The sequence below is a fragment of the Streptosporangium sp. CA-115845 genome (assembly GCF_050943795.1).
In the GTDB taxonomy this organism is placed as follows: Bacteria; Actinomycetota; Actinomycetes; order Streptosporangiales; family Streptosporangiaceae; genus Streptosporangium.
The window spans coordinates 4041067-4060710 of sequence record NZ_CP191988.1 but is presented as its reverse complement, the minus strand read 5'-3'; the positions used below and the strand labels follow the sequence as shown (position 1 = coordinate 4060710).

At 68.2% G+C, this 19644-nt stretch carries 13 protein-coding genes and 3 CRISPR repeat arrays (2 of these 16 cut by a window edge); of the genes, 12 read left to right on the top strand and 1 reads right to left on the bottom strand.

Going from position 1 to position 19644, the window contains the following annotated elements; translation table 11 throughout:
• A CRISPR array of direct repeats spans positions 1–1950; the repeat unit is 29 nt; unit sequence GGGACCATCCCCGCGTGCGCGGGGAGCAC (it extends 2471 nt beyond the left edge of the window).
• Between the two features lie 328 nt (positions 1951–2278).
• The 12 genes from cas3 (at position 2279) to istB (ending at position 16735) form a co-directional block, all read left to right on the top strand.
• A complete protein-coding gene (cas3, locus tag ACQP0P_RS20705; RefSeq protein ID WP_433379387.1) occupies positions 2279–5080 on the top strand; it encodes a CRISPR-associated helicase Cas3' in 2802 nt (933 codons plus the stop codon).
• A 63-nt stretch (positions 5081–5143) separates the two neighbouring features.
• Positions 5144–6327 (top strand): IS3 family transposase gene (locus tag ACQP0P_RS20700; RefSeq protein ID WP_433359003.1). Its coding sequence is split into 2 segments (ribosomal slippage): positions 5144–5354 and positions 5354–6327, totalling 1185 coding nucleotides; the frame shifts between segments, so codons are not numbered across the junction.
• Positions 6324–6470 carry a hypothetical protein gene (locus ACQP0P_RS20695; protein ID WP_433379384.1) on the top strand — a complete coding sequence of 49 codons (147 nt, stop codon included), beginning with the start codon at positions 6324–6326 and terminating at the stop codon, positions 6468–6470. The genes ACQP0P_RS20700 and ACQP0P_RS20695 overlap by 4 nt, the downstream gene beginning before the upstream one ends.
• A complete protein-coding gene (casA, locus tag ACQP0P_RS20690) occupies positions 6460–8157 on the top strand; it encodes a type I-E CRISPR-associated protein Cse1/CasA (protein WP_433379381.1) in 1698 nt (565 codons plus the stop codon). Before ACQP0P_RS20695 ends, casA begins: the two co-directional genes overlap by 11 nt.
• Before the next feature lie 116 nt (positions 8158–8273).
• Positions 8274–8930, top strand: coding sequence for a type I-E CRISPR-associated protein Cse2/CasB (gene casB / locus ACQP0P_RS20685; RefSeq protein ID WP_433379378.1), 657 nt, complete (start codon positions 8274–8276; stop codon positions 8928–8930).
• Complete coding sequence (gene cas7e, locus ACQP0P_RS20680; RefSeq protein WP_433379375.1) at positions 8930–10129, top strand: type I-E CRISPR-associated protein Cas7/Cse4/CasC; 1200 nt, start codon at positions 8930–8932, stop codon at positions 10127–10129. Before casB ends, cas7e begins: the two co-directional genes overlap by 1 nt.
• Positions 10126–10830 carry a type I-E CRISPR-associated protein Cas5/CasD gene (gene cas5e / locus ACQP0P_RS20675; RefSeq protein ID WP_433379372.1) on the top strand — a complete coding sequence of 235 codons (705 nt, stop codon included), beginning with the start codon at positions 10126–10128 and terminating at the stop codon, positions 10828–10830. Before cas7e ends, cas5e begins: the two co-directional genes overlap by 4 nt.
• The gene (cas6e, locus tag ACQP0P_RS20670; RefSeq protein ID WP_433379369.1) at positions 10830–11519 is read left to right on the top strand and encodes a type I-E CRISPR-associated protein Cas6/Cse3/CasE; all 690 of its coding nucleotides are present in this window, start codon (positions 10830–10832) and stop codon (positions 11517–11519) included. The genes cas5e and cas6e overlap by 1 nt, the downstream gene beginning before the upstream one ends.
• A 4-nt stretch (positions 11520–11523) precedes the next feature.
• Complete coding sequence (cas1e, locus tag ACQP0P_RS20665) at positions 11524–12489, top strand: type I-E CRISPR-associated endonuclease Cas1e (protein WP_433379367.1); 966 nt, start codon at positions 11524–11526, stop codon at positions 12487–12489.
• A complete protein-coding gene (cas2e, locus tag ACQP0P_RS20660; RefSeq protein ID WP_433379364.1) occupies positions 12486–12854 on the top strand; it encodes a type I-E CRISPR-associated endoribonuclease Cas2e in 369 nt (122 codons plus the stop codon). Before cas1e ends, cas2e begins: the two co-directional genes overlap by 4 nt.
• A 123-nt stretch (positions 12855–12977) precedes the next feature.
• Positions 12978–14165: a CRISPR direct-repeat array (repeat unit 29 nt; unit sequence GTGCTCCCCGCGCACGCGGGGATGGTCCC).
• Positions 14166–14423: 258 nt separating this feature from the next.
• Positions 14424–15959, top strand: coding sequence for an IS21 family transposase (gene istA / locus ACQP0P_RS20655; protein ID WP_433381987.1), 1536 nt, complete (start codon positions 14424–14426; stop codon positions 15957–15959).
• A complete protein-coding gene (istB, locus tag ACQP0P_RS20650) occupies positions 15956–16735 on the top strand; it encodes an IS21-like element helper ATPase IstB (protein WP_433379361.1) in 780 nt (259 codons plus the stop codon). Before istA ends, istB begins: the two co-directional genes overlap by 4 nt.
• A 153-nt stretch (positions 16736–16888) precedes the next feature.
• Here the strand turns inward: istB and ACQP0P_RS20645 are convergent, their stop codons facing one another.
• On the bottom strand, positions 16889–18793 hold the full coding sequence (locus ACQP0P_RS20645) for an ISL3 family transposase (RefSeq protein ID WP_433379358.1): 1905 nt from the start codon (positions 18791–18793) through the stop codon (positions 16889–16891).
• 184 nt (positions 18794–18977) lie between these two features.
• Positions 18978–19644: direct repeats of the CRISPR family, unit length 29 nt; unit sequence GTGCTCCCCGCGCACGCGGGGATGGTCCC (it continues 4667 nt past the right edge of the window).

Sequence of the window (19644 nt, the reverse complement as noted above, 5' to 3'; positions counted from 1 at the left end):
ATCGTGGCCATGTCGCCCCCTCAGGTCTGGGGACCATCCCCGCGTGCGCGGGGAGCACGTGTGGCTGGCGACACCGATCTTGATGACGTGGGGACCATCCCCGCGTGCGCGGGGAGCACGACCGGCTGGAACATGTCGGCCTTGACCGGGGGGGACCATCCCCGCGTGCGCGGGGAGCACCGGTGCGCATCGTCAAGCTGACCTCCATGGTCGGGACCATCCCCGCGTGCGCGGGGAGCACTCAGCGTCAGTGATCTTCGGGGACTCGTCGTCGGGACCATCCCCGCGTGCGCGGGGAGCACATCGCGGCCGCCCCCCTGTTCCTCGGCGACCAGGGACCATCCCCGCGTGCGCGGGGAGCACGGGGGTGCCCCTTTGGCTGCCCTCGCTGAAGCGGGACCATCCCCGCGTGCGCGGGGAGCACCCTACGGAGGCGTCGTCGAGAGGCTGACGGGAGGGGACCATCCCCGCGTGCGCGGGGAGCACATGCGCTGGTTGGGCCACAGGCGGCCGACGTGGGGACCATCCCCGCGTGCGCGGGGAGCACACCGGCAGGTGAGAATGACCGAGCGGATCACGGGGACCATCCCCGCGTGCGCGGGGAGCACCGACTCCCCACGGTCACGCACCTGGAGCAGGAGGGACCATCCCCGCGTGCGCGGGGAGCACATCGCCTCGACGATCGCCGGGCCCTGGGGGCTGGGACCATCCCCGCGTGCGCGGGGAGCACAGCAGGGCGGGCACGTCGAAGTCGAGCAGGTCTGGACCATCCCCGCGTGCGCGGGGAGCACGAAGACGGTCCGGGGCTGCGTCGTTGTGGAGGGGGACCATCCCCGCGTGCGCGGGGAGCACAGATGTAATTAACGCATTTGTCGAACGCTGGGGGGACCATCCCCGCGTGCGCGGGGAGCACACCGGCGTGCACAACCGGAACCGCTTCATATAGGGACCATCCCCGCGTGCGCGGGGAGCACAATCCCGAGAGCGGGCCGAAGATCGGGGCGCCGGGACCATCCCCGCGTGCGCGGGGAGCACTATCTACTAACTTGCGCCGCGGACTGCGGTGGGGGACCATCCCCGCGTGCGCGGGGAGCACAGCGTTCTTGTGGCCGTTGCAGGCCCAGACGAGGGACCATCCCCGCGTGCGCGGGGAGCACGACGTCCAACGAGCCGGCGGAGCGAGGCCGTTGGGACCATCCCCGCGTGCGCGGGGAGCACCGCAGCGCCGAGGCCAGCACTTGGCAGGCTTCGGGACCATCCCCGCGTGCGCGGGGAGCACAAGAATCGGATTGATGTCACAGAGTGCGTCTAGGGACCATCCCCGCGTGCGCGGGGAGCACATCGGCTCAGCGTTGTCGTCCGTGAGCCCCCTGGGACCATCCCCGCGTGCGCGGGGAGCACCTCCCGGGGTGCCGCAGGACCTGGTGTGGGCGGGGACCATCCCCGCGTGCGCGGGGAGCACACCGTGTGGTCGTCGAAGGAGGACCTGTGGGAGGGACCATCCCCGCGTGCGCGGGGAGCACAAGCCGGTGGTTCTCACTGAGCTTCACGGCAGGGGACCATCCCCGCGTGCGCGGGGAGCACGACCTTTCCGGCGTCTTCGACGTAGGCCACCAGGGACCATCCCCGCGTGCGCGGGGAGCACAAAACGTTCTGGGACACGGAGATCTACAACCGGGGACCATCCCCGCGTGCGCGGGGAGCACTTCCTGGAAACCCTTCCCCTGAGTACTGAACTGGGACCATCCCCGCGTGCGCGGGGAGCACTCCAGAGCCGAGGTGTCCACGATGCCGTGCACGGGACCATCCCCGCGTGCGCGGGGAGCACCTGGGGCAAGGCCGCGAAGCACAGCCCGAGCGGGGACCATCCCCGCGTGCGCGGGGAGCACTCGAGGCTGCTCGCGTTGAAGTCGGGGTAGCGGGGACCATCCCCGCGTGCGCGGGGAGCACACTCGCTGACCTGCAGGATTATCGGTGGTGAGCGCCAAATTTGAGCACTTTCAAAGAATCGGACATTTCGGACTTTTTCGGACTCTTCCATCAATTCATCCCAGAGTGCACGATCCGTCTCCCGCGAGCAAGCTACAGGCTCTCAGATGAGGCCTTGAGTCGAATAGATGCAACCTCTCAACTAGCGAGGACTTTGGGCGTTTACGGGCACGGCAGAATAAAAAGGATTTTTTAGAAAAATAGGACTATTTCGCCTCTTTTGATATCTCCTTCAAGAAGAATCCCCGATCTTCGAAATTTTGTCTGCGACGGTGGCTTTAATAGCTCCATGCCCAATGAGGAGCCGTTGATTGACCGTTTCGTTGATGGGATTTCGGACAAGGCGCGTACGGTCTGGGCCAAGCATGATCGGGAGACCGACGGCTGGTTGCCGCTGTGGCGGCATCTGGCCGACAGCGGTGCGGTGGCCGGGTTGTTGTGGGATCGCTGGCTTCCTCTTCAGGTGCGGCGACTGGTCGCCGAGGCGCTTCCCGGGGGTGCCGATGACGCGCGTCGGCTGGCGGTCTGGCTGGCGGCCACGCACGATGTCGGGAAGGCCACTCCGGCATTCGCCTGCCAGGTGGAATCGCTCGCTGATGTCATGCGGGCGGCCAGGCTGGACATGCCAGCCCACAAGCAGATGCCCGATCGCAAGCTCGCTCCACACGGGTTGGCCGGGCAGGTGCTGCTCCAGGAGTGGCTGATCGAGCGATACGGCTGGGCGCGCTCCGCCACCCTGCCGTTCGTAGTCATCGCCGGTGGTCATCATGGAGTTCCGCCGACTCACACAGACATCCGGGAGTTGAACCTCCGCCCCGAACTGCTGCGTACTCCCGGGTGCGAGTCACTATGGCGGAACGTACAGCGCGAGATTCTTGATCACTGCGCGAGGGCGTGCGGCGTCCAGAATCGCCTGGCCGGTTGGGGGCAAGTAAAGCTTCCACAACCTGTGCAGGTGCTGCTGACCGGGCTGGTCATCGTCGCCGACTGGATTGCCAGCAATCCCGACCTGTTCCCGTACTTTCCCGAGGCCCTGCGACAAAGTGACAGGGAGCGGGTAGAGGCGGCGTGGCGCGGTCTCGACCTACCCTCGCCATGGCAGGCATCAGATCCCACGGGGAAACCGGCTGATCTTTTCGCTTCCCGGTTTCGGCTGCCACCAGGGGCGCGGGTCCGTCCGGTTCAGGAGCGTGCGGTCCAGGCGGCACGGGCGATGTCGTCTCCCGGTCTGATGGTGATCGAGGCCCCGATGGGAGAAGGGAAGACCGAGGCAGCGCTGGCGGTGGCCGAGATCTTCGCAGCTCGTTCGGGAGCGGGCGGCTGTTTCGTCGCGCTGCCCACCATGGCCACGGGAAACGCGATGTTCCCCCGGCTGCTCGACTGGCTGCGCCGGCTTCCCGATGATCAGGACGATCAGGGGCGGCGTTCGGTCCTTCTCGCCCATTCCAAGGCCGCGTTGAACGAGGAGTACGCCGGGTTGCTGCAGGCCGGTCGGCGGGCGATACGCGGGGTCGATCTGGACGGCGGCGGGGATGAGTGGCGCCCCCGGGGCGACCGCCGGGTTTCCTCCGCTGAGCTTGTCGCGCACCAATGGCTGCGAGGCAGGAAGAAGGGGATGCTGTCGTCGTTCGTGGTGGGAACGGTCGACCAGTTGCTGTTCATGGGGCTCAAGAGCCGCCATCTGGCGCTACGTCATCTCGCCCTCGCGGGCAAGGTCGTCGTTATCGACGAGGCGCACGCCTACGACACCTACATGAACTCCTATCTGGATCGGGTGCTGTCGTGGCTGGGCGCCTACCGGGTACCGGTCGTGGTGTTGTCGGCGACGCTTCCGGCTGGGCGTCGGCGTGAACTCGCCGAGGCGTATGCGGGCGATGCGGGTTTCAGCGAAGTACAGGAGGCAGCCCATTATCCGCTACTGACGATGGTTGAGCCGGGTGGGCCGGCTGTGACCGAAGCCATCGACCCGTCTGGCCGGGGCACCGAGGTGCGTCTTGAGCGCTTGAGCGACGACCTCGCCGAGCTGGGCGATCGCCTTGAGTGGGAACTGGACGAGGGCGGATGCGTCCTGGTGGTGCGCAACACCGTTGACCGGGTCCTGGAGAGCGCGGCTTCCCTGCGGGAGCGGTTCGGGGCCGACCGGGTCACTGTGGCGCATGCCCGTTTCCTCGATCTGGATCGGGCTGGTAAGGACGCCGATCTGCTGGCTCGATTCGGGCCGCCGGAAAGAAGTACCGGCCGTCGGCCTGTCGGCGCGCACATCGTGGTAGCCAGTCAGGTCGCCGAGCAGTCCCTCGACATCGACTTCGATCTACTGGTGTCCGACCTGTGCCCCATCGACCTGTTGCTGCAGCGGATGGGGCGGCTGCATCGGCATGTGCGTGGCGAAGGGCAGAGTGAACGCCCGGAGCGTCTGCGTACGGCTCGCTGCCTGCTGACCGGTGCGGACTGGGAGGCGGTGCCGGTCGAACCGGTGCGGGGTTCCCGGCGGATTTATCGGACGCATGCGTTGCTGCGGTCGGCTGCCGTGCTGGAACCGTACCTGTCCGGGACTGCGGAAACGGGGCACGTGGTGTGTCTACCGCAGGACATCAGCCCGCTCGTGCAAAGAGCGTACGGGCTCGATCCGGTTGGCCCGGGCGCCTGGCAGGAGGCGATGGACCAAGCACGCGACGACGAGGACCTGCACCGGGAGCAGCAGGGGGAGAAAGCGCGGGACTTTCAGATCAACGATGTCGGCAAGGCCGGTCGCGCGCTGGTCGGCTGGGTTGACGCCGGGGTCGGGGATGCCGACGACACCCGTACCGGCCGGGCGCAGGTCCGAGATAGCGCCGAGTCTCTGGAGGTGCTGGTCGTGCAACGCCGCACCGACGGCACCTTGGCCACGCTGCCGTGGCTGAGCAAGGGACGCGGCGGGCTGGTGCTGCCTACCGATGTCGCGCCTGACCCCAGGCTTGCGCGCATCGTGGCCTCGTGCGGCCTGCGGCTGCCCTATCACTTCTCGATTCCCAAGACTCTCGACCTGGCGATCGCGGAGCTGGAGGCCGAGTGCGTCCCGGCATGGCAGTCCAAGGAGAGCCACTGGCTGTGAGGTTCCCCCTGAGGCGTGAACACCCCTGACAATGGATCTTGTTCCATAGAGGGGAGCCTCCGGGTGGCACGACCGTCGAAGTTCGGCGATGAGTTCAAGCGTGATGCGGTGAGGCTGGTCCGGACGACGGGACGGACCTGTGCCGATGTGGCGCGGGAGCTCGGGATGAACCGCGAGACCCTGCGCACCTGGGTACGTGAGGCCGAGACCACCGGCAGCGAGTCGGGCGCAGGTCTGGCCAAGGCCGAGCGCGACGAGCTCGCCCGGCTGCGCAAGCGGGTCGCCGAGTTGGAGATCGAAAAGGAGATCCTGCGCAAGGCGGCCGCGTATTTTGCGAAGGAGATGGATCGTTGACCAGCCGCTTCAGGTTCATCTCCGCCCACGCCGACTTCGGCATCGCGCGGCTGTGCAGGGTGTTGAACGTTGGCCGCAGCGCCTTCTACGCCTGGCTCAAGCGGGAACCCGCCCGCCAGGCCCGGGCGGCCGAGGACGAGCGGATCGTGGAGAAGATCCGTGCCTTTCACACCGAGTCGGGTGGGACCAACGGCTCGCCCCGGATCACTGCCGACCTGCGCGAGGACGGGGAGATCGTCAACGTCAAGCGGGTGGCGCGGCTGATGCGCCAGGCGGGCATCGTCGGCCTGCACCTACGCAAGGGCAGGCGGACCACCATCCCTGATCAAGCGGCCGCGCCCGTACCCGACCTGCTCCAGCGCGACTTCGGCCCGGGCGCGGTCGACGAGCGCTGGTGCGGCGATATCACCTATCTACCGGTCGGCGACTCGTGGTTGTACCTGGCCACGGTCATCGACATCGGATCACGCCGGCTGATTGGCTGGTCGATCGCAGGCCATCTGCGCACCGAGCTGATCAGCGACGCCCTGACGGCGGCGGTGCGGGCCCGCGGCGGCCGCGTCACCGGAGTGATCTTCCACGCCGACCGCGGCTGTCAGTACACCTCAGCCGACTTCGCCGCGCTGTGCGCCGCTCACGGCATCCGCCGATCGAGCGGAAGGACCGGGACATGCCTGGACAACGCGCTCGCCGAGGCGTTCAACGCCACCCTCAAGCGTGAACTGCTGCATGGCAAGGGCAAACGTCGCTGGAGCGACGAGGCCGACGCCCGCACCGACATCTTCCGCTGGATCGCTCGCTACAACCACCGCCGACGACACTCGGCAATCGGGAACCTCCCCCCAGCCGTCTACGAAGATCGGCTTGCTAGGATGACCGCACTGGCTGCATGAAACCGGGTGTCCACGCCCCGGGGGGAACGCCACTGGCCGGGGAGCTGATTCTCATGCTCGACGAGAAATGTCGGGCCCACCTGGCAGGCTACGACCTGCATTACACCCCCGCAGATGGTCTGAAGGTGGCTCATGCCAACTGAACTCGCCGCACTGTCCTTCGATCTGACCAGCAGGCCGTGGCTGCCAGTGCAGCGCCACGACGGCACCGAGGACGAACTGCCCCTGCGAGACGTTTTCGTGCAGGCCAATGACCTGCGGCGGCTGGTGGGAGACGTCTCCACCCAGGAGTTCGCGTTGCTGCGGCTGTTGCTGGCGATCCTGCACGACGCGCTTGACGGACCTCGCGATCTCCAGGAGTGGCAGGAGTTGTGGGATGACGGGCTGCCAATTGCTCGCATCACCGGATACCTGGACCGAAACCGCGAACGCTTCGACCTGCTCCACGCCGAGCAGCCCTTCTTTCAGACCGCCGGCCTGCGTAACGCCACCGGCGAGGTCGGCTCGCTTGACCGCATCGTCGCTGACGTACCGAACGGGGCGCCTTTCTTCACCATGCGAGCCCGCGGTGCCGGGCGGCTCGGTTTCGCCGAGGCCGCCCGTTGGGTCGTGCACGCTCACGCCTTCGACACCTCCGGTATCAAAACCGGGGCTGTGGGCGATCCCAGGGTCAAGGGCGGCAAGGTGTATCCGCAGGGTGTCGCCTGGGCCGGTGCTCTCGGTGGGGTTCTCGCCGAAGGTGGGAACCTGCGCGAGACCCTGCTGCTCAACCTGATCGCCTTCGACACCGACAACCTGCGCATCGACCCCGACCACGATCATCCCGCCTGGCGTCGCCCTCCGCCTGGTCCGAAGCAGGCGGACCCGGTGGAGCTGAGCAGGCGTCCGGGCGGGGTGCGTGACCTTTACACCTGGCAGTCCAGGCGGGTGCGGCTCGCCTACGACGAGGAGGGCGTGTACGGGGTGCTCCTTGCCTACGGCGATCCGCTCACCGCGCACAACCGGCATCAGCGTGAGCCGATGACGGGCTGGCGGCGCAGCGGCTTCCAGGAGAAGAAGCTCGGGCTGGCACAGGTCTATCTGCCGCGCGAACACGATCCCAGCCGGAGCGCGTGGCGTGGGCTCGGTGCGCTGATCGCCGGCCGCGCGGAGCGGGCCGAGCAGCGGGATGAGGCCGCGGCCATCGTCCGGCCGCGCATCCTCGACTGGGTCGCCCGCCTCACCGTCGAAGGCGACCTGCCGGCTGACTTCTTGATTCGGGCGCGATTGTTCGGCGTGGTTTACGGCACCCAGCAGTCCGTCATCGACGAGGTGATCGACGATGCCGTGGCGATGCCGGTGGTGCTCCTGCACGAGCGAGACAGCGGCCTGGGCCAGGCCGCGATCGACGCGGTCGCGGATGCGGAAGAGGCGGTGAGCGTGCTCGGTGACCTCGCGGTCGACCTCGCCCGAGCTTCCGGAGCCGACCCTGACTCGCTCAAGACCGCGGCACGGGATCTTGGCTTCGGCACGCTTGATGGACCGTTCCGCGACTGGCTCGCCGGACTTCACCCCGGCGACGACCCTCAGGAGCGCAGATCCGCCTGGCAGCGTCAAACGCACCGGATCACCGCCCGGCTGGGAGATGAGCTGTTGAGGTCCGCGGGCGACGCCGCTTGGGCGGGGCGGGTCATCGAGACGAAGAAAGGTCAGGAGCTCTGGTTGAACACATCTCAGGCCGATCAGGCGTTCCGCTTCCGGCTGCGCAGGGCGCTGCCCGCGGCCGTGCCGGAGGTTCCCCGGCCCGGACCTCAAGACCGTGACGGCGAACAGCGGAACGTGGAGGCGTGACTCGTGAGTTCAACCACCCCCACCATCCGACACCGGCTGCTCACAGCCGCATCGAACACTTCCCAGCCCAGCCGTCAAGACAGTGGTGGCGAACAGCGGAATCCGGAGGCACAACCATGACCCCAGCCATCCCCACCACCCGACGCCGGATGGTTGATCTGGTCGGTGACGCCGCTGGCGCGTACGTCACCAAGCTGCAGCAGAGTTACCTCGCCGACAGGAGCGCAGCCGTCGCCACTCTCGCCCAGCTCAGACGCGGCGCAGGCAAGCTTCCTGCGGATGTGCCGGAGCTGTGGGGTATGACCGGTACCGAGCAGCTGTATGCCGATGGCCCGTTGTCCGACACCGAGGCCGACAGGGCTGAGGCCGCCCTGTTCCTGGCAGTGACCCTGTACGCGTCGCATCAGCAGTCGCGCTCCGACCGGGGAATGCACCACGCCGGCGTCGAGCTGGGAGCAGCCGTACGTCGGCTGATGCCCGGCGGCATTGACGAGCCGATCCGGCGCCGCTTCGTCCGGGCCGGAACCTCCGACACTCGGGCGGCGCTCGCCGACCGGCTCCGGGAGATCGTCTCCCTGCTGCGCCGGGAATCGATCCCGCTCGACTACGCGCTGCTGGCCCGCCAGCTCTACCAGGCTCAGTTCCCCGAAGGGCTGCGCCAGGTGCGCCAGAGCTGGGGCCGCAGCTTCCACGCCTACCGCCCCGACACCACTGGGGCTGATTCTTCGCCTGCCCTTAGCGGCGATGTCCCCTCTGTCAATAAGGACAATTGATGACCCGTACGATCCTCGAAGTCCACGCGCTGCAGACCGTCCCCCCGAGCTGCTTGAACCGTGACGACACCGGCACCCCTAAGACCGCCGTGTACGGCGGGGTGCGTCGCGCCCGGGTCTCCAGCCAGGCATGGAAACGCGCCACCCGGCGCGGTTTCCACGACCTGCTCGACCCCAGCGAACTCGGGGTGCGCACCCGACGGGTCGCCGAGCTGCTGGCCGAACGGATCGGCAGACTGGATGGGGCGATCGAGCAGGCCGAGGCGTGGGAACTGGCCGCCCAAACGGTTCAGATCGCGACCGGCTCCAAGATCGAGGCGCCCAAACGCAAAGCGGAGACGGCCAAGGGCAACGGCGGGGCCGAGCCCGCGCCGGAGTCCAAATACCTGATGTTCCTCAGCGCCCACCAGCTGGACGGCTTGGCTGAGATCGCCGTCAAGGGGCGCGGCGCCAGCAAGGAGTACTTCAAGGACAAAGCCATCAAGGACGAGGCCAAGCGGATCGCCAACAGCCGGCATTCGGTGGACATCGCCTTGTTCGGCCGTATGGTGGCCGACGGCGCCGACATCAACGTCGACGCCGCCGCGCAGGTCGCGCACGCTATCAGCGTGCACCGGGTGGAGAACGAGTCCGACTACTTCACGGCGGTCGACGACTACAAGAACCGGGAGAGTGACGATCTGGGCGCAGGCATGATCGGCACCGTGGAGTTCAACTCCGCCACCCTCTACCGGTTCGCCGCCGTCGACGTCGACCTGCTGCGTAGAAACCTCGGTAAGGGGCTGCGGAAAGACGAGCCGGTCACCGAGCCCGTGCGCCGGGCCATCGAGGCGTTCGTCGAGTGCTTCCTCACCTCGCTCCCCACCGGAAAGATCAACACTTTCGGCAACCACACGCGGCCCGACGCAGTCGTGGTGAAGGTCCGCTCGTCTCGGCCCATCAGCTTCGTGGCGGCGTTCGAGGAGCCCTGCCGGGCCGAACCGGAGACCGGCGGCCATCTGCGGCAGGCGTCCGAGGCCCTGGCCTCCTATATTCCCGACGTCGAGCGAGCCTATGGTGTCGCGGAGAACACGCCGACCTGGGTGCTGCGGGTCGGTAAGAACACCGAGGCGCTGTCCGGCCTCGGCACCGAGCTGCCGCTTCAGGAAATGGTCGCGGCGATCGGCGCGGAGGTCGTCCGCCGGCAGGGCGAGGCATGAGCGTCCTGCTGATGCAACTCGCTGGACCCCTGCAGTCCTGGGGGGCGTCCTCGCGCTTCGCCCGGCGCTCCACCGAACCCGCGCCCACCAAAAGCGGGGTGATCGGGCTACTGGCCGCGGCTCTGGGACGCGAGCGGTCAGATGACCTCGACGATCTGGCCGCGCTGCGCTTCGGTGTGCGCGTCGATCAGCGTGGCACCATACTCCGCGACTTTCACACCGCGCACCGGTTCGACACCGGAGAGGCCCTACCGGTGTCGGAGCGCTTCTACCTGGCCGACGCCGTCTTCGTGGCCGCCGTCGAAGGCGAGGAAGAACTGATCAACCGGCTGCACCGGGCGGTACGCGATCCGATCTTCCTTCCCTACCTGGGACGTCGATCCTGCCCGCCGTCGCGACCGGTGGACCTGACCGTCCAGCACGAGCGCACACTGCACCAGGCGTTGGAGCGGGAGCGATGGCGGGCTTCACGCTGGCATCAGCGCCGCCGCCGCGACGAGTCTCGCATCGACCTGGAGGTTTTTCTCGAAGCCACGACGGAGGCTGATGGACCGGTCGACAGCTTGCGCGACCAACCGATCAGCTTCGACCCCCTGCACCGCCGGTACGCGCTGCGCGGAGTCCGCCGCACAAGGGTGAAGGTGCCCAACCCCGCCGCACGCCCCGCCCATGATCCGATATCCGTCCTGGGAGGCATGTGATGCACCTGACCCGGTTTCGCATCAACACCGCCCGGGTGGGCGCCCGCAGGCTGCTGTCCTCACCACAGATGCTGCACGCCGCCGTGATGTCCTCGTTCTCTGAGATCCCGCCGACTGGCAACGACGGGCCGCGGGTGCTGTGGCGCATCGACCGCAACAGCCAGGCCGAGACCTATCTCTATGTCGTCAGCCCGGCCAAGCCCGACCTCACTCACCTGGTCGAGCAGGCCGGCTGGCCCGAAACGGGACGCTGGCAGACCTACGACTATCAGCCGTTCCTCTCCAAGCTGGCCGCGGGCGACCGGTGGGCGTTCCGCCTCACCGCCAACCCGGTTCACAGCATCCGCCGTACCGACCAGGAACCCACCAAACGCACCGCGCACGTCGGCCCCCGCCACCAGCTGCGCTGGCTCCTGCAACGACAGGAGAACGCCGGGTTCAAAGTGGTGGAAAAACCAGCCGAACAGCGTCTGCTCCCCGAAGGCGACGAGCACGAGCTGATCATTCACGACCGGCGCCAGCTCGCCTTCAAGAAAGCCGGACAGCGGCAGTCGGTGACCCTGGTCACCGCCACCTACGACGGGCGGCTGGAGGTCACCGACCCCGACGCTCTGCGTCGTACCCTCACCCGGGGACTCGGCAAGGCCAAGGCGTACGGGTGCGGCCTGATGACCCTGGCTGAGGCGTGACACCATGGCCACCATCGGCCGGCGGGGCATGTCCTCGCCACGCGAACTCACCCGGATGGGTGACCGGCTCTCGTTCGTCTACCTGGAACGGTGCACCCTGCACCGCGACGACAATGCCATCACCGCCGAGGACGCGGAGGGCATCATCCACATCCCCTCCGCCACCATCGGAACGCTGCTGCTCGGCCCCGGTACCCGCGTCACCCACCAGGCGATGAGTGTGCTGGGCGACAGCGGAGCGGGAGTGGTGTGGGTCGGCGAGCACGGTGTGCGCTTCTACTCCGGCGGCAGATCACTCAACCGGTCCTCCGCCCTGGTCGAGGCGCAGGCGACCAGGTGGGCCAACCAACGCCTGCGGCTCGACGTGGCTCGCGAGATGTATCGGATGCGGTTTCCCGGCGAGGACCCAGCCGGTCTCACCCGGCATGAACTTCTCGGCAAGGAAGGGCGAAGGGTCAAGGAGTGCTACCGCAGGGAAGCCGCACGGGTCGGCATCCCGTGGAACGGCAGAACCTACCTCCCTGGTGACTTCACCTCCGGCGATCCCGCCAACCAGGCGGTCACCGCAGCTGCCCAGTGCATGTACGGAATCGCCCAGACCACCGTCACCGCACTGGGCTGCGCCCCCGGACTCGGCTTCATCCACTCGGGACACGAGCTGGCGTTCGTCCTCGACATCGCCGATCTCTACAAGACCGAGATCGCCATTCCCATTGCTTTCGACGTAGCGGCGCAGAGCCCCGAAGATGTCGGCTCCCGCACACGCAGAGCCATCCGCGACCAGGTCAACCAGATCGGCCTGCTGAGACGATGCGTGGACGACATCAAACACCTCATCGTGCCGAACGGGGCCAAGGGCGACCCCACCGGAAACGATGCCGACCGTGTCACCCTCCAGAGCGACCACGGAGCCGAGGTAGAGTCAGGCCGCAACCACGCCGACAACTACGCCGGCGAGGTGGACTGGTGACCATCATCGTGCTCACCCGCTGCCCCACCGGGCTGCGCGGCTTCCTGACCCGCTGGCTGATGGAGATCTCCCCCGGCGTTTTCATCGGAGGCCCGTCGGCACGGATCCGTCAGGCACTGTGGGCAGAGGTACGGGAGTATGCGGATACCGGACGGGCCCTTCTCGCCTACAGCACCAACAACGAGCAGGGCTTCACCTTCGAGGCCCATGACCACAAATGGCACCCTATCGACCATGACGGGCTTACCTTGATCCGCCGCCCGAAGGACAAGCCCGCGATCTCCTCAGCACCCGCAACGTCCGCAGCCGTCACTCCCAGCGGCTGGAGCAAAGCATCCAAACGCCGCCGATACGGACAGCACTGAGAAACACCAGAGCATCGAAACTTGCTCCGATTGCATAGCCCACTCCGAGAGTTCGAAATGTCCGAATCTTTGAAAGTGCTCAAAATCCGCACCTGCCCGGAGTAACTGTGCAGGTCAGCGAGTGTGCTCCCCGCGCACGCGGGGATGGTCCCTGGATCGCCCCGGCCTCCGGGCCGGTCTCATTGTGCTCCCCGCGCACGCGGGGATGGTCCCGGCGGCGGTGGGGGCGGCGGCACACCGTCCGGGTGCTCCCCGCGCACGCGGGGATGGTCCCGTTGACCCGTAGGCGGCCGTTGCTCGGGTGGAGTGCTCCCCGCGCACGCGGGGATGGTCCCAATGGCCAGCTCTTCGCGGTACAGCTCGCGCGGTGCTCCCCGCGCACGCGGGGATGGTCCCCGTCCCGGGGATGGCCAACCCTTCACCAGAGAGTGCTCCCCGCGCACGCGGGGATGGTCCCCGGCGGAACAAGCGGCGCCGGCGGGAACGCGGGTGCTCCCCGCGCACGCGGGGATGGTCCCCCGCCGCGGATCTCCGGATCCACAAGGACGCCGTGCTCCCCGCGCACGCGGGGATGGTCCCCAGGCGGGCGATGGACTCCAGCGCCAAGGTGGGTGCTCCCCGCGCACGCGGGGATGGTCCCCGGCCCTTGCCGATCCGGGTGATCTCCGGCTTGTGCTCCCCGCGCACGCGGGGATGGTCCCAAGGCGCTCCAGCCGGCGCAGCCGAAGCCCACGTGCTCCCCGCGCACGCGGGGATGGTCCCTCCTCACCGCCTGCCGGGACACCCTCAGCGACGTGCTCCCCGCGCACGCGGGGATGGTCCCGGCCCGCGTCCAGCTCTCCAACTGATCGGCCAGTGCTCCCCGCGCACGCGGGGATGGTCCCCCGCGACGATGCCATCTACCTGTGCCGCAAACGTGCTCCCCGCGCACGCGGGGATGGTCCCAGCCGAGCTGGCCGGCGGCGTCCTTGGGCTTGGTGCTCCCCGCGCACGCGGGGATGGTCCCACATCGATAAGGAACTCGCCGCCGGACTGGGCGTGCTCCCCGCGCACGCGGGGATGGTCCCGCCGTTGAGGTCACTTTCCACGTCATGCCTACGTGCTCCCCGCGCACGCGGGGATGGTCCCTACAGGTCAGCCCCCCTGTGACACCCCGTGACGTGCTCCCCGCGCACGCGGGGATGGTCCCCCCTTGATGGGGCGAACTACGGTCACCGTGCCGTGCTCCCCGCGCACGCGGGGATGGTCCCCGGGCAGGCAGGTCCGCCCCGTCCGGCAACCCGTGCTCCCCGCGCACGCGGGGATGGTCCCCATCGACGCCGCTGGAATCTCTCGCCGAAACCGTGTGAGAGCGGCCACGTGGAACTCTTGATCAGCGGACAGGAAAGTCGCGGCTGATGGACACAGGTTCTTGGTTGGTGGCCATCAAAAGTCCTGGTCAATGGCCAGGTTGATCTCCTGATCCTGTCCGTGTGTCACAGCGCGGGTCCCCCTCCGCGGGGGCTTGGGTTGCCGGTTGTCGAGACCTTGCACCCCAGACCCGCGGAGGGGCCCGTGACGAAGTCTGGCATGGAGCTGATGGAGATTTACGAGGCCTACGACCTGACCGGGTGCGCCTGGTCGGCGGCGCAACTGGCGGGGTGTGACCCCAAGACGGTACGCCGGTATATCGCGATCCGCGCGGCGGGCGGCAATCCGCACCAGCCGACGCCGCGGCCCAAGGCGATCGACACCTTCCTGGCGAAGATCGAGGAGAAGGTCGACCGGTCGAAAGGGAAGATCCGCGCGGATGTGGTGCACAAAGACCTGGTCGCGATGGGATTCGCCGGCTCTGAGCGGACCACGCGGCGGGCGGTCGCCGAGATCAAGGCGGCGTGGAAAGCCGGACGGCGGCGCGTCTACCGGCCCTGGGTGCCCGAGCCGGGAATGTGGCTGCAGTGGGACTGGGGCGAAGGCCCGCGGATCGGACAGCGCCGCACGCAGCTGTTTTGTGCCTGGCTGGCCTGGTCGCGGTTTCGAGTGGTGATCCCAGCGTGGGATCAGACACTGGCCACGTTGACATCATGCCTGGACGCGGCGCTGCGGCGGCTGGGCGGGGCGCCGACGTATCTGCTGACCGACAACCCCAAGACGGTCACGATCGAGCACATCGCCCGCATCGCGGTGCGCCACCCGCAGATCGTCGAGCTGGGACGGCATTACGGCTGCGTGGTAACGACCTGTGAGCCGTTCGATCCCGAGTCCAAGGGCGGAGTGGAGGCGACGGTGAAGATCGCCAAGGCGGATCTGGTGCCCACTCACACCAACCTCCGCGCCGCCTATGGGAGTTTCACCGAGTTGGAGGCCGCGTGCGCCACCTGGAGTGAGCACATCAACGGCCGCCGCCATCGCGAGACCCACCGGCCGCCGATCGAGATGCTGGCCGAGGAACGCGCTCGCTTGCACGTGCTGCCCGCCGATCCCTACGTGCTCGCGCTCGGGGCCGAGCGCCTGGTCGGTGACGACCGGACCGTCCGCTGGGGCGATGTGCGCTACTCGGTGCCACCCGGCCACGAAGGACAGAGGGTCTGGTGCCGCGTCCAGGGCGAGGAGTTGGTCATCGTCGGCCGCTCCAGCGCCGATGAGCACGCTCACCACGCTCACCACGGTCTGAAGGAACTGTGGCGGCATCGGCTGTCGGTTCCGGGCCGGCCGCAGATCGTCGATGCCCACTATCCCGAGCATGAGGGCGGCAACGGCCCCAAAGCGCCCCGGCCTCGCCCGCAGACCAAGGCCGAAGAAGCGTTCCTGGCGATCGGGCCGGGTGCGCAGGCGTGGCTGATCGAGGCCGCCGCCACCGGAGTGGTGCGGATCCGCGCCAAGATGGCCCGCGCGGTCGAGTTGAGGAGCCTGCTGGGCGCGGCCCGGGTGGATGAGGCGCTCGGCCTGGCCGCGATCAACGGCCGATTCGCCGAAGCCGACCTGGCCTCCATCTGCGATCACCTCGCCTTGCACGAGCGCGCCGGTGAAAACCTCCGCGTCGATGAGGCTCACTCGGCTCAGCCCGGCACTGCCTCCTGGGCTGCCTTCGGTAACACCGGCAACGTCAAAGGAGATCACTCGTGAGCGTCACCCTGCCCGCGGCCCCACCGGTCCCGGCCGAGTTGGAGGCCCTGTTTCGCCGGATGCGTTTTCCTTATGCCCGCAAAGCGGCGCCCGAGGTGCTGGCGACCGCCCGCGCGCAACGCTGGGACCCAGCCGAGGTCGTGCGCGTCCTGCTCAATGAGGAGGTCGTCGGCCGTGACCAGGCGACCCGCCGCAACCGGCGCAAGAGCGCGGGCTTTCCCTCCGGCAAGACCTTCTCCTCCTGGCGCCAGGAGGACTCCACGATCAACGAGGCCACCCAGAACGCGCTGATGACGCTGGAATGGGTCGGCCGCGCGGAGAATCTGGTGATCGCCGGGCCGTCCGGCACCGGCAAGTCCCACTTCGCTGAGGCACTGTCGCATCTGGCGATCGAGAAGGACCTGCGGGTGGCCTGGTTCACCCTGGAGTCTCTCAGTGCCACGGTCGGCCGAGCCAAGATCGACGGATCGGTCTCGCGCGCCATCGGCCGCATCTGCCGCAGCGACGTCATCGTTATCGACGACATCGGGTTGCTGCCGGTCGGCCACGAGACCGCCGAGGCGTTCTACCGCGTTATCGATGCCGCCTACGAGCGCCGCTCGGTCGCGGTCACCAGCAACATCCACCCGTCGGGCTTCGACACCATCATGCCCAAGACGCTCGCCACCGCGACCGTCGACCGGCTGATGCACCACGCCCATCTGGTGGAGACCAGCGGCGATTCCCACCGCCTGGCTGAGGCCCTGTCCGGACGCGGGGTGATCTCGTTGACCTGATCGCTCACCGGGAGATCGCTCTGGCCACCCGCCGGGATTTCCGGTGACCGCACCAGGAATTTTGATGGCCACCAGCCAGGAGAAATCTGGCCGCTTAACTGGAGAACGGCGGCTCTGTCTCACTCTGCGGGGTCGGGCTGTCGGCGGTGACGCTCAGTTGTGAAGGATCATGGTTCGGAGGAGGTCGAGGTTGGCGCGGCCGAACATGATTCTCTTGAGGTGCTTGATCTTGCAGTTTTCGCCCTCGACAGCGCCGGATGAGTAGGGCAGGGACAGTCCGTTGAGGACGGCGGTGTGGTCGCGGCGCAGGCCTTGGGCGAAGGACCGCAGGTGGGGCAGGTCTGTGGTCTCGGTGTCGACGGCGGTGAGCCAGTCGTCGAGGTCGCGTTCGCCGGTGCGGTGGATGAGCATTTTGGCGAAGGTGGTGACGTGCTGGTCGAGGGCGGCCAGGGGCTGGCTGCGGTCCAGGATGGCGGCGAGGTGGTCTTTGTCGTCGTCGGTGAGGTGGTCGGGGTCGCTGGTGATCCATCGGCGCACGTCGCGGACGGACGGTGGCTTGGGTGGGAGGTCGGGGCCGTGCAGTCCGGCGCGGAGCGGGACCAGGTAGCGGCGGATGGTTCGGGTGCTGCCGCGGTATCCCTGATCACGTAGTTCCCGGCACAGCAGCGCGGCGTTGTCGCAGCCGTCTTCGATGACGCGTTTGCGCAGGTAGGGGACGAACCTCTCGAAGAGGCGGTACTGGTTGCCGGGGTCCCCCAGCAGCTCGTCGGCGGTGGCGGCTCGGCGGAACTTCTTGACGGTCTGCTCGGACAGGCCGGTGATCTGGCAGATCTGGGTCTGATTGAAGCCCTGGGCGAGCAGGGCGTGGATCTCGGCGTGACGCTGGCGGGTCCGGTCGGCGACTGACACAGTGCTGGGGCCGGACAGGGGCACCGACGGTAACTTTCGCGCGGCCAGCTCGTCCCGGAACGGGACCAGGTAACGGCGAAGGGTGCGGGCGCTGCCCTGATAGCCGTGTTCACGCAGTTCCTGGAAGAGGAGGGCGGCGTTGGCGCACCGATCATCGAGGATGCGTTTGCGCAGGTAGGGGATGAAGTTGTGCAACCGGGCGGATGCCTCGGCGCTGGGAAGTAGATCTTCGGCGCCGGTGCGGCCGGCCTCCTCAAGAGGCTCGGAGATCTGAGTGTCGGCATTGTTCTGGGCGGCGGCGGTGGTGCCGGTACCCGAGGCCTCCGGCGCGTCCTGGCCGTCCCCGGCGGGGATGGGTTCGCGCAGGTCGGCGCGGTTTGCTCGGATCGTCTTGTCGACCACTACGCACAGGTTGTTGTAGAGATGCCAGCGGTCGGCGCATTGCCGGGCGTCCGGCGCTCCCAGCCGTGCGCCTTCGGCGAACCCTCCCGCCCGGTCACGGCACACGATGCCAACCCCGGGGTGGGCGGCCAGCCAGTCGGCCAGAGGTTGGGCCTCACGGCCGTCCAGCACGTCGACCGGACGGTGAGTGTCCAGGTCGATCAGGATGGTGGCATAGCTTTGACCACGGCGTTTGGCGAATTCGTCGACGCCCAGCACTCTCACCGTGCCGACCTCGGGATCGGGCAGGGCACGGATCAGCCGCAGCATCGTGCACCGCGACACCACCGCGCCCAACACCGCCGCTAGGCGCGCTCCGGCCCGCCCGGCCAGTGCCAGGCCGACCCGCTCCAGCACATGGCGCAGGCCCGGAGTCCGCCGCTGCCGCCACTGGGTCACTCCCTCGACCTGCTCGGCGAACGTCACCACGGCGCAGTCGGCGTTCAAGCAGCACAACCGGCGGACCTCCAACTCCACCCGCACCGGCCGACCCGCGCACGACATATCCTCCAGCCTGCGCCGATACCGCTCATGCAGCCGTGACGACGGTGTCCCGCACCCCCGGCAGGCCATCGGCTCCGGCGCGGTCCTGGCCACGACGACCAACCCGGCATCCCCGGCCCTGACCCCGACGAACTCCAGACCGTCCAGATGCGGGAACAACATCCCCAGCAGACGGGCCTGGTCGGACGACACCTCGTGCAGCACAATGACCCCTACGCGGCCGTTCTTCACGTTTGATCTTCGAGTGATCCAAATCGTGACGGAACGGCCGCGCCCATGCGCACCGTGTTACAAGACCGCGACCAACACCAACAGCCCCACACCTCACACTCTGTAACCCGACCCCGCAGAGTGAGACAGAGCCAGAACGGCGTGTCCGCTAGCAACCGTGCTCCCCGCGCACGCGGGGATGGTCCCGGGCACCTCCCGGGATAGTCCCCTATCTCGGGGTGCTCCCCGCGCACGCGGGGATGGTCCCACCGAGCGGTTCCTGATGCGCGCCCAGGGCAAGTGCTCCCCGCGCACGCGGGGATGGTCCCTTGCGCCGGCTCGCGGTCCGGGTCGGTAAGGCGTGCTCCCCGCGCACGCGGGGATGGTCCCCACTCATGACCCGCACCTACACCCACCCCGACGTGCTCCCCGCGCACGCGGGGATGGTCCTCAGAGTTTGCGGAACTTGCAGAAGAGTACCGAGTGCTCCCCGCGCACGCGGGGATGGTCCCCCGAACTCGCTGCTGAACCAGGCGCGCTTGGGGTGCTCCCCGCGCACGCGGGGATGGTCCCAACGACGTCGACAACCGCAGCCGGAACGTTGAGTGCTCCCCGCGCACGCGGGGATGGTCCCGGCCGGGTACTCGGCGTCCAGACCCTCCAGCCGTGCTCCCCGCGCACGCGGGGATGGTCCCAGTACAAGATCGGCGAGAAGCTGCGGGTAGCCGTGCTCCCCGCGCACGCGGGGATGGTCCCCAGCTGTCTGTGCCCGCGAGGGTGCCGGCCATGTGCTCCCCGCGCACGCGGGGATGGTCCCTTGGGGTTGGCCTTGAGGTGGTCGCGGA

Excerpts from the sequence above, each read along its gene's own strand:
- cas3 (WP_433379387.1), top strand. The coding sequence starts at position 2,279 with ATGCCCAATGAGGAGCCGTTGATTGACCGTTTCGTTGATGGGATTTCG.
- ACQP0P_RS20695 (WP_433379384.1), top strand. The coding sequence starts at position 6,324 with ATGAAACCGGGTGTCCACGCCCCGGGGGGAACGCCACTGGCCGGGGAG.
- casA (WP_433379381.1), top strand. The coding sequence starts at position 6,460 with ATGCCAACTGAACTCGCCGCACTGTCCTTCGATCTGACCAGCAGGCCG.
- casB (WP_433379378.1), top strand. The coding sequence starts at position 8,274 with ATGACCCCAGCCATCCCCACCACCCGACGCCGGATGGTTGATCTGGTC.
- cas7e (WP_433379375.1), top strand. The coding sequence starts at position 8,930 with ATGACCCGTACGATCCTCGAAGTCCACGCGCTGCAGACCGTCCCCCCG.
- cas5e (WP_433379372.1), top strand. The coding sequence starts at position 10,126 with ATGAGCGTCCTGCTGATGCAACTCGCTGGACCCCTGCAGTCCTGGGGG.
- cas6e (WP_433379369.1), top strand. The coding sequence starts at position 10,830 with ATGCACCTGACCCGGTTTCGCATCAACACCGCCCGGGTGGGCGCCCGC.
- cas1e (WP_433379367.1), top strand. The coding sequence starts at position 11,524 with ATGGCCACCATCGGCCGGCGGGGCATGTCCTCGCCACGCGAACTCACC.
- istA (WP_433381987.1), top strand. The coding sequence starts at position 14,424 with ATGGAGCTGATGGAGATTTACGAGGCCTACGACCTGACCGGGTGCGCC.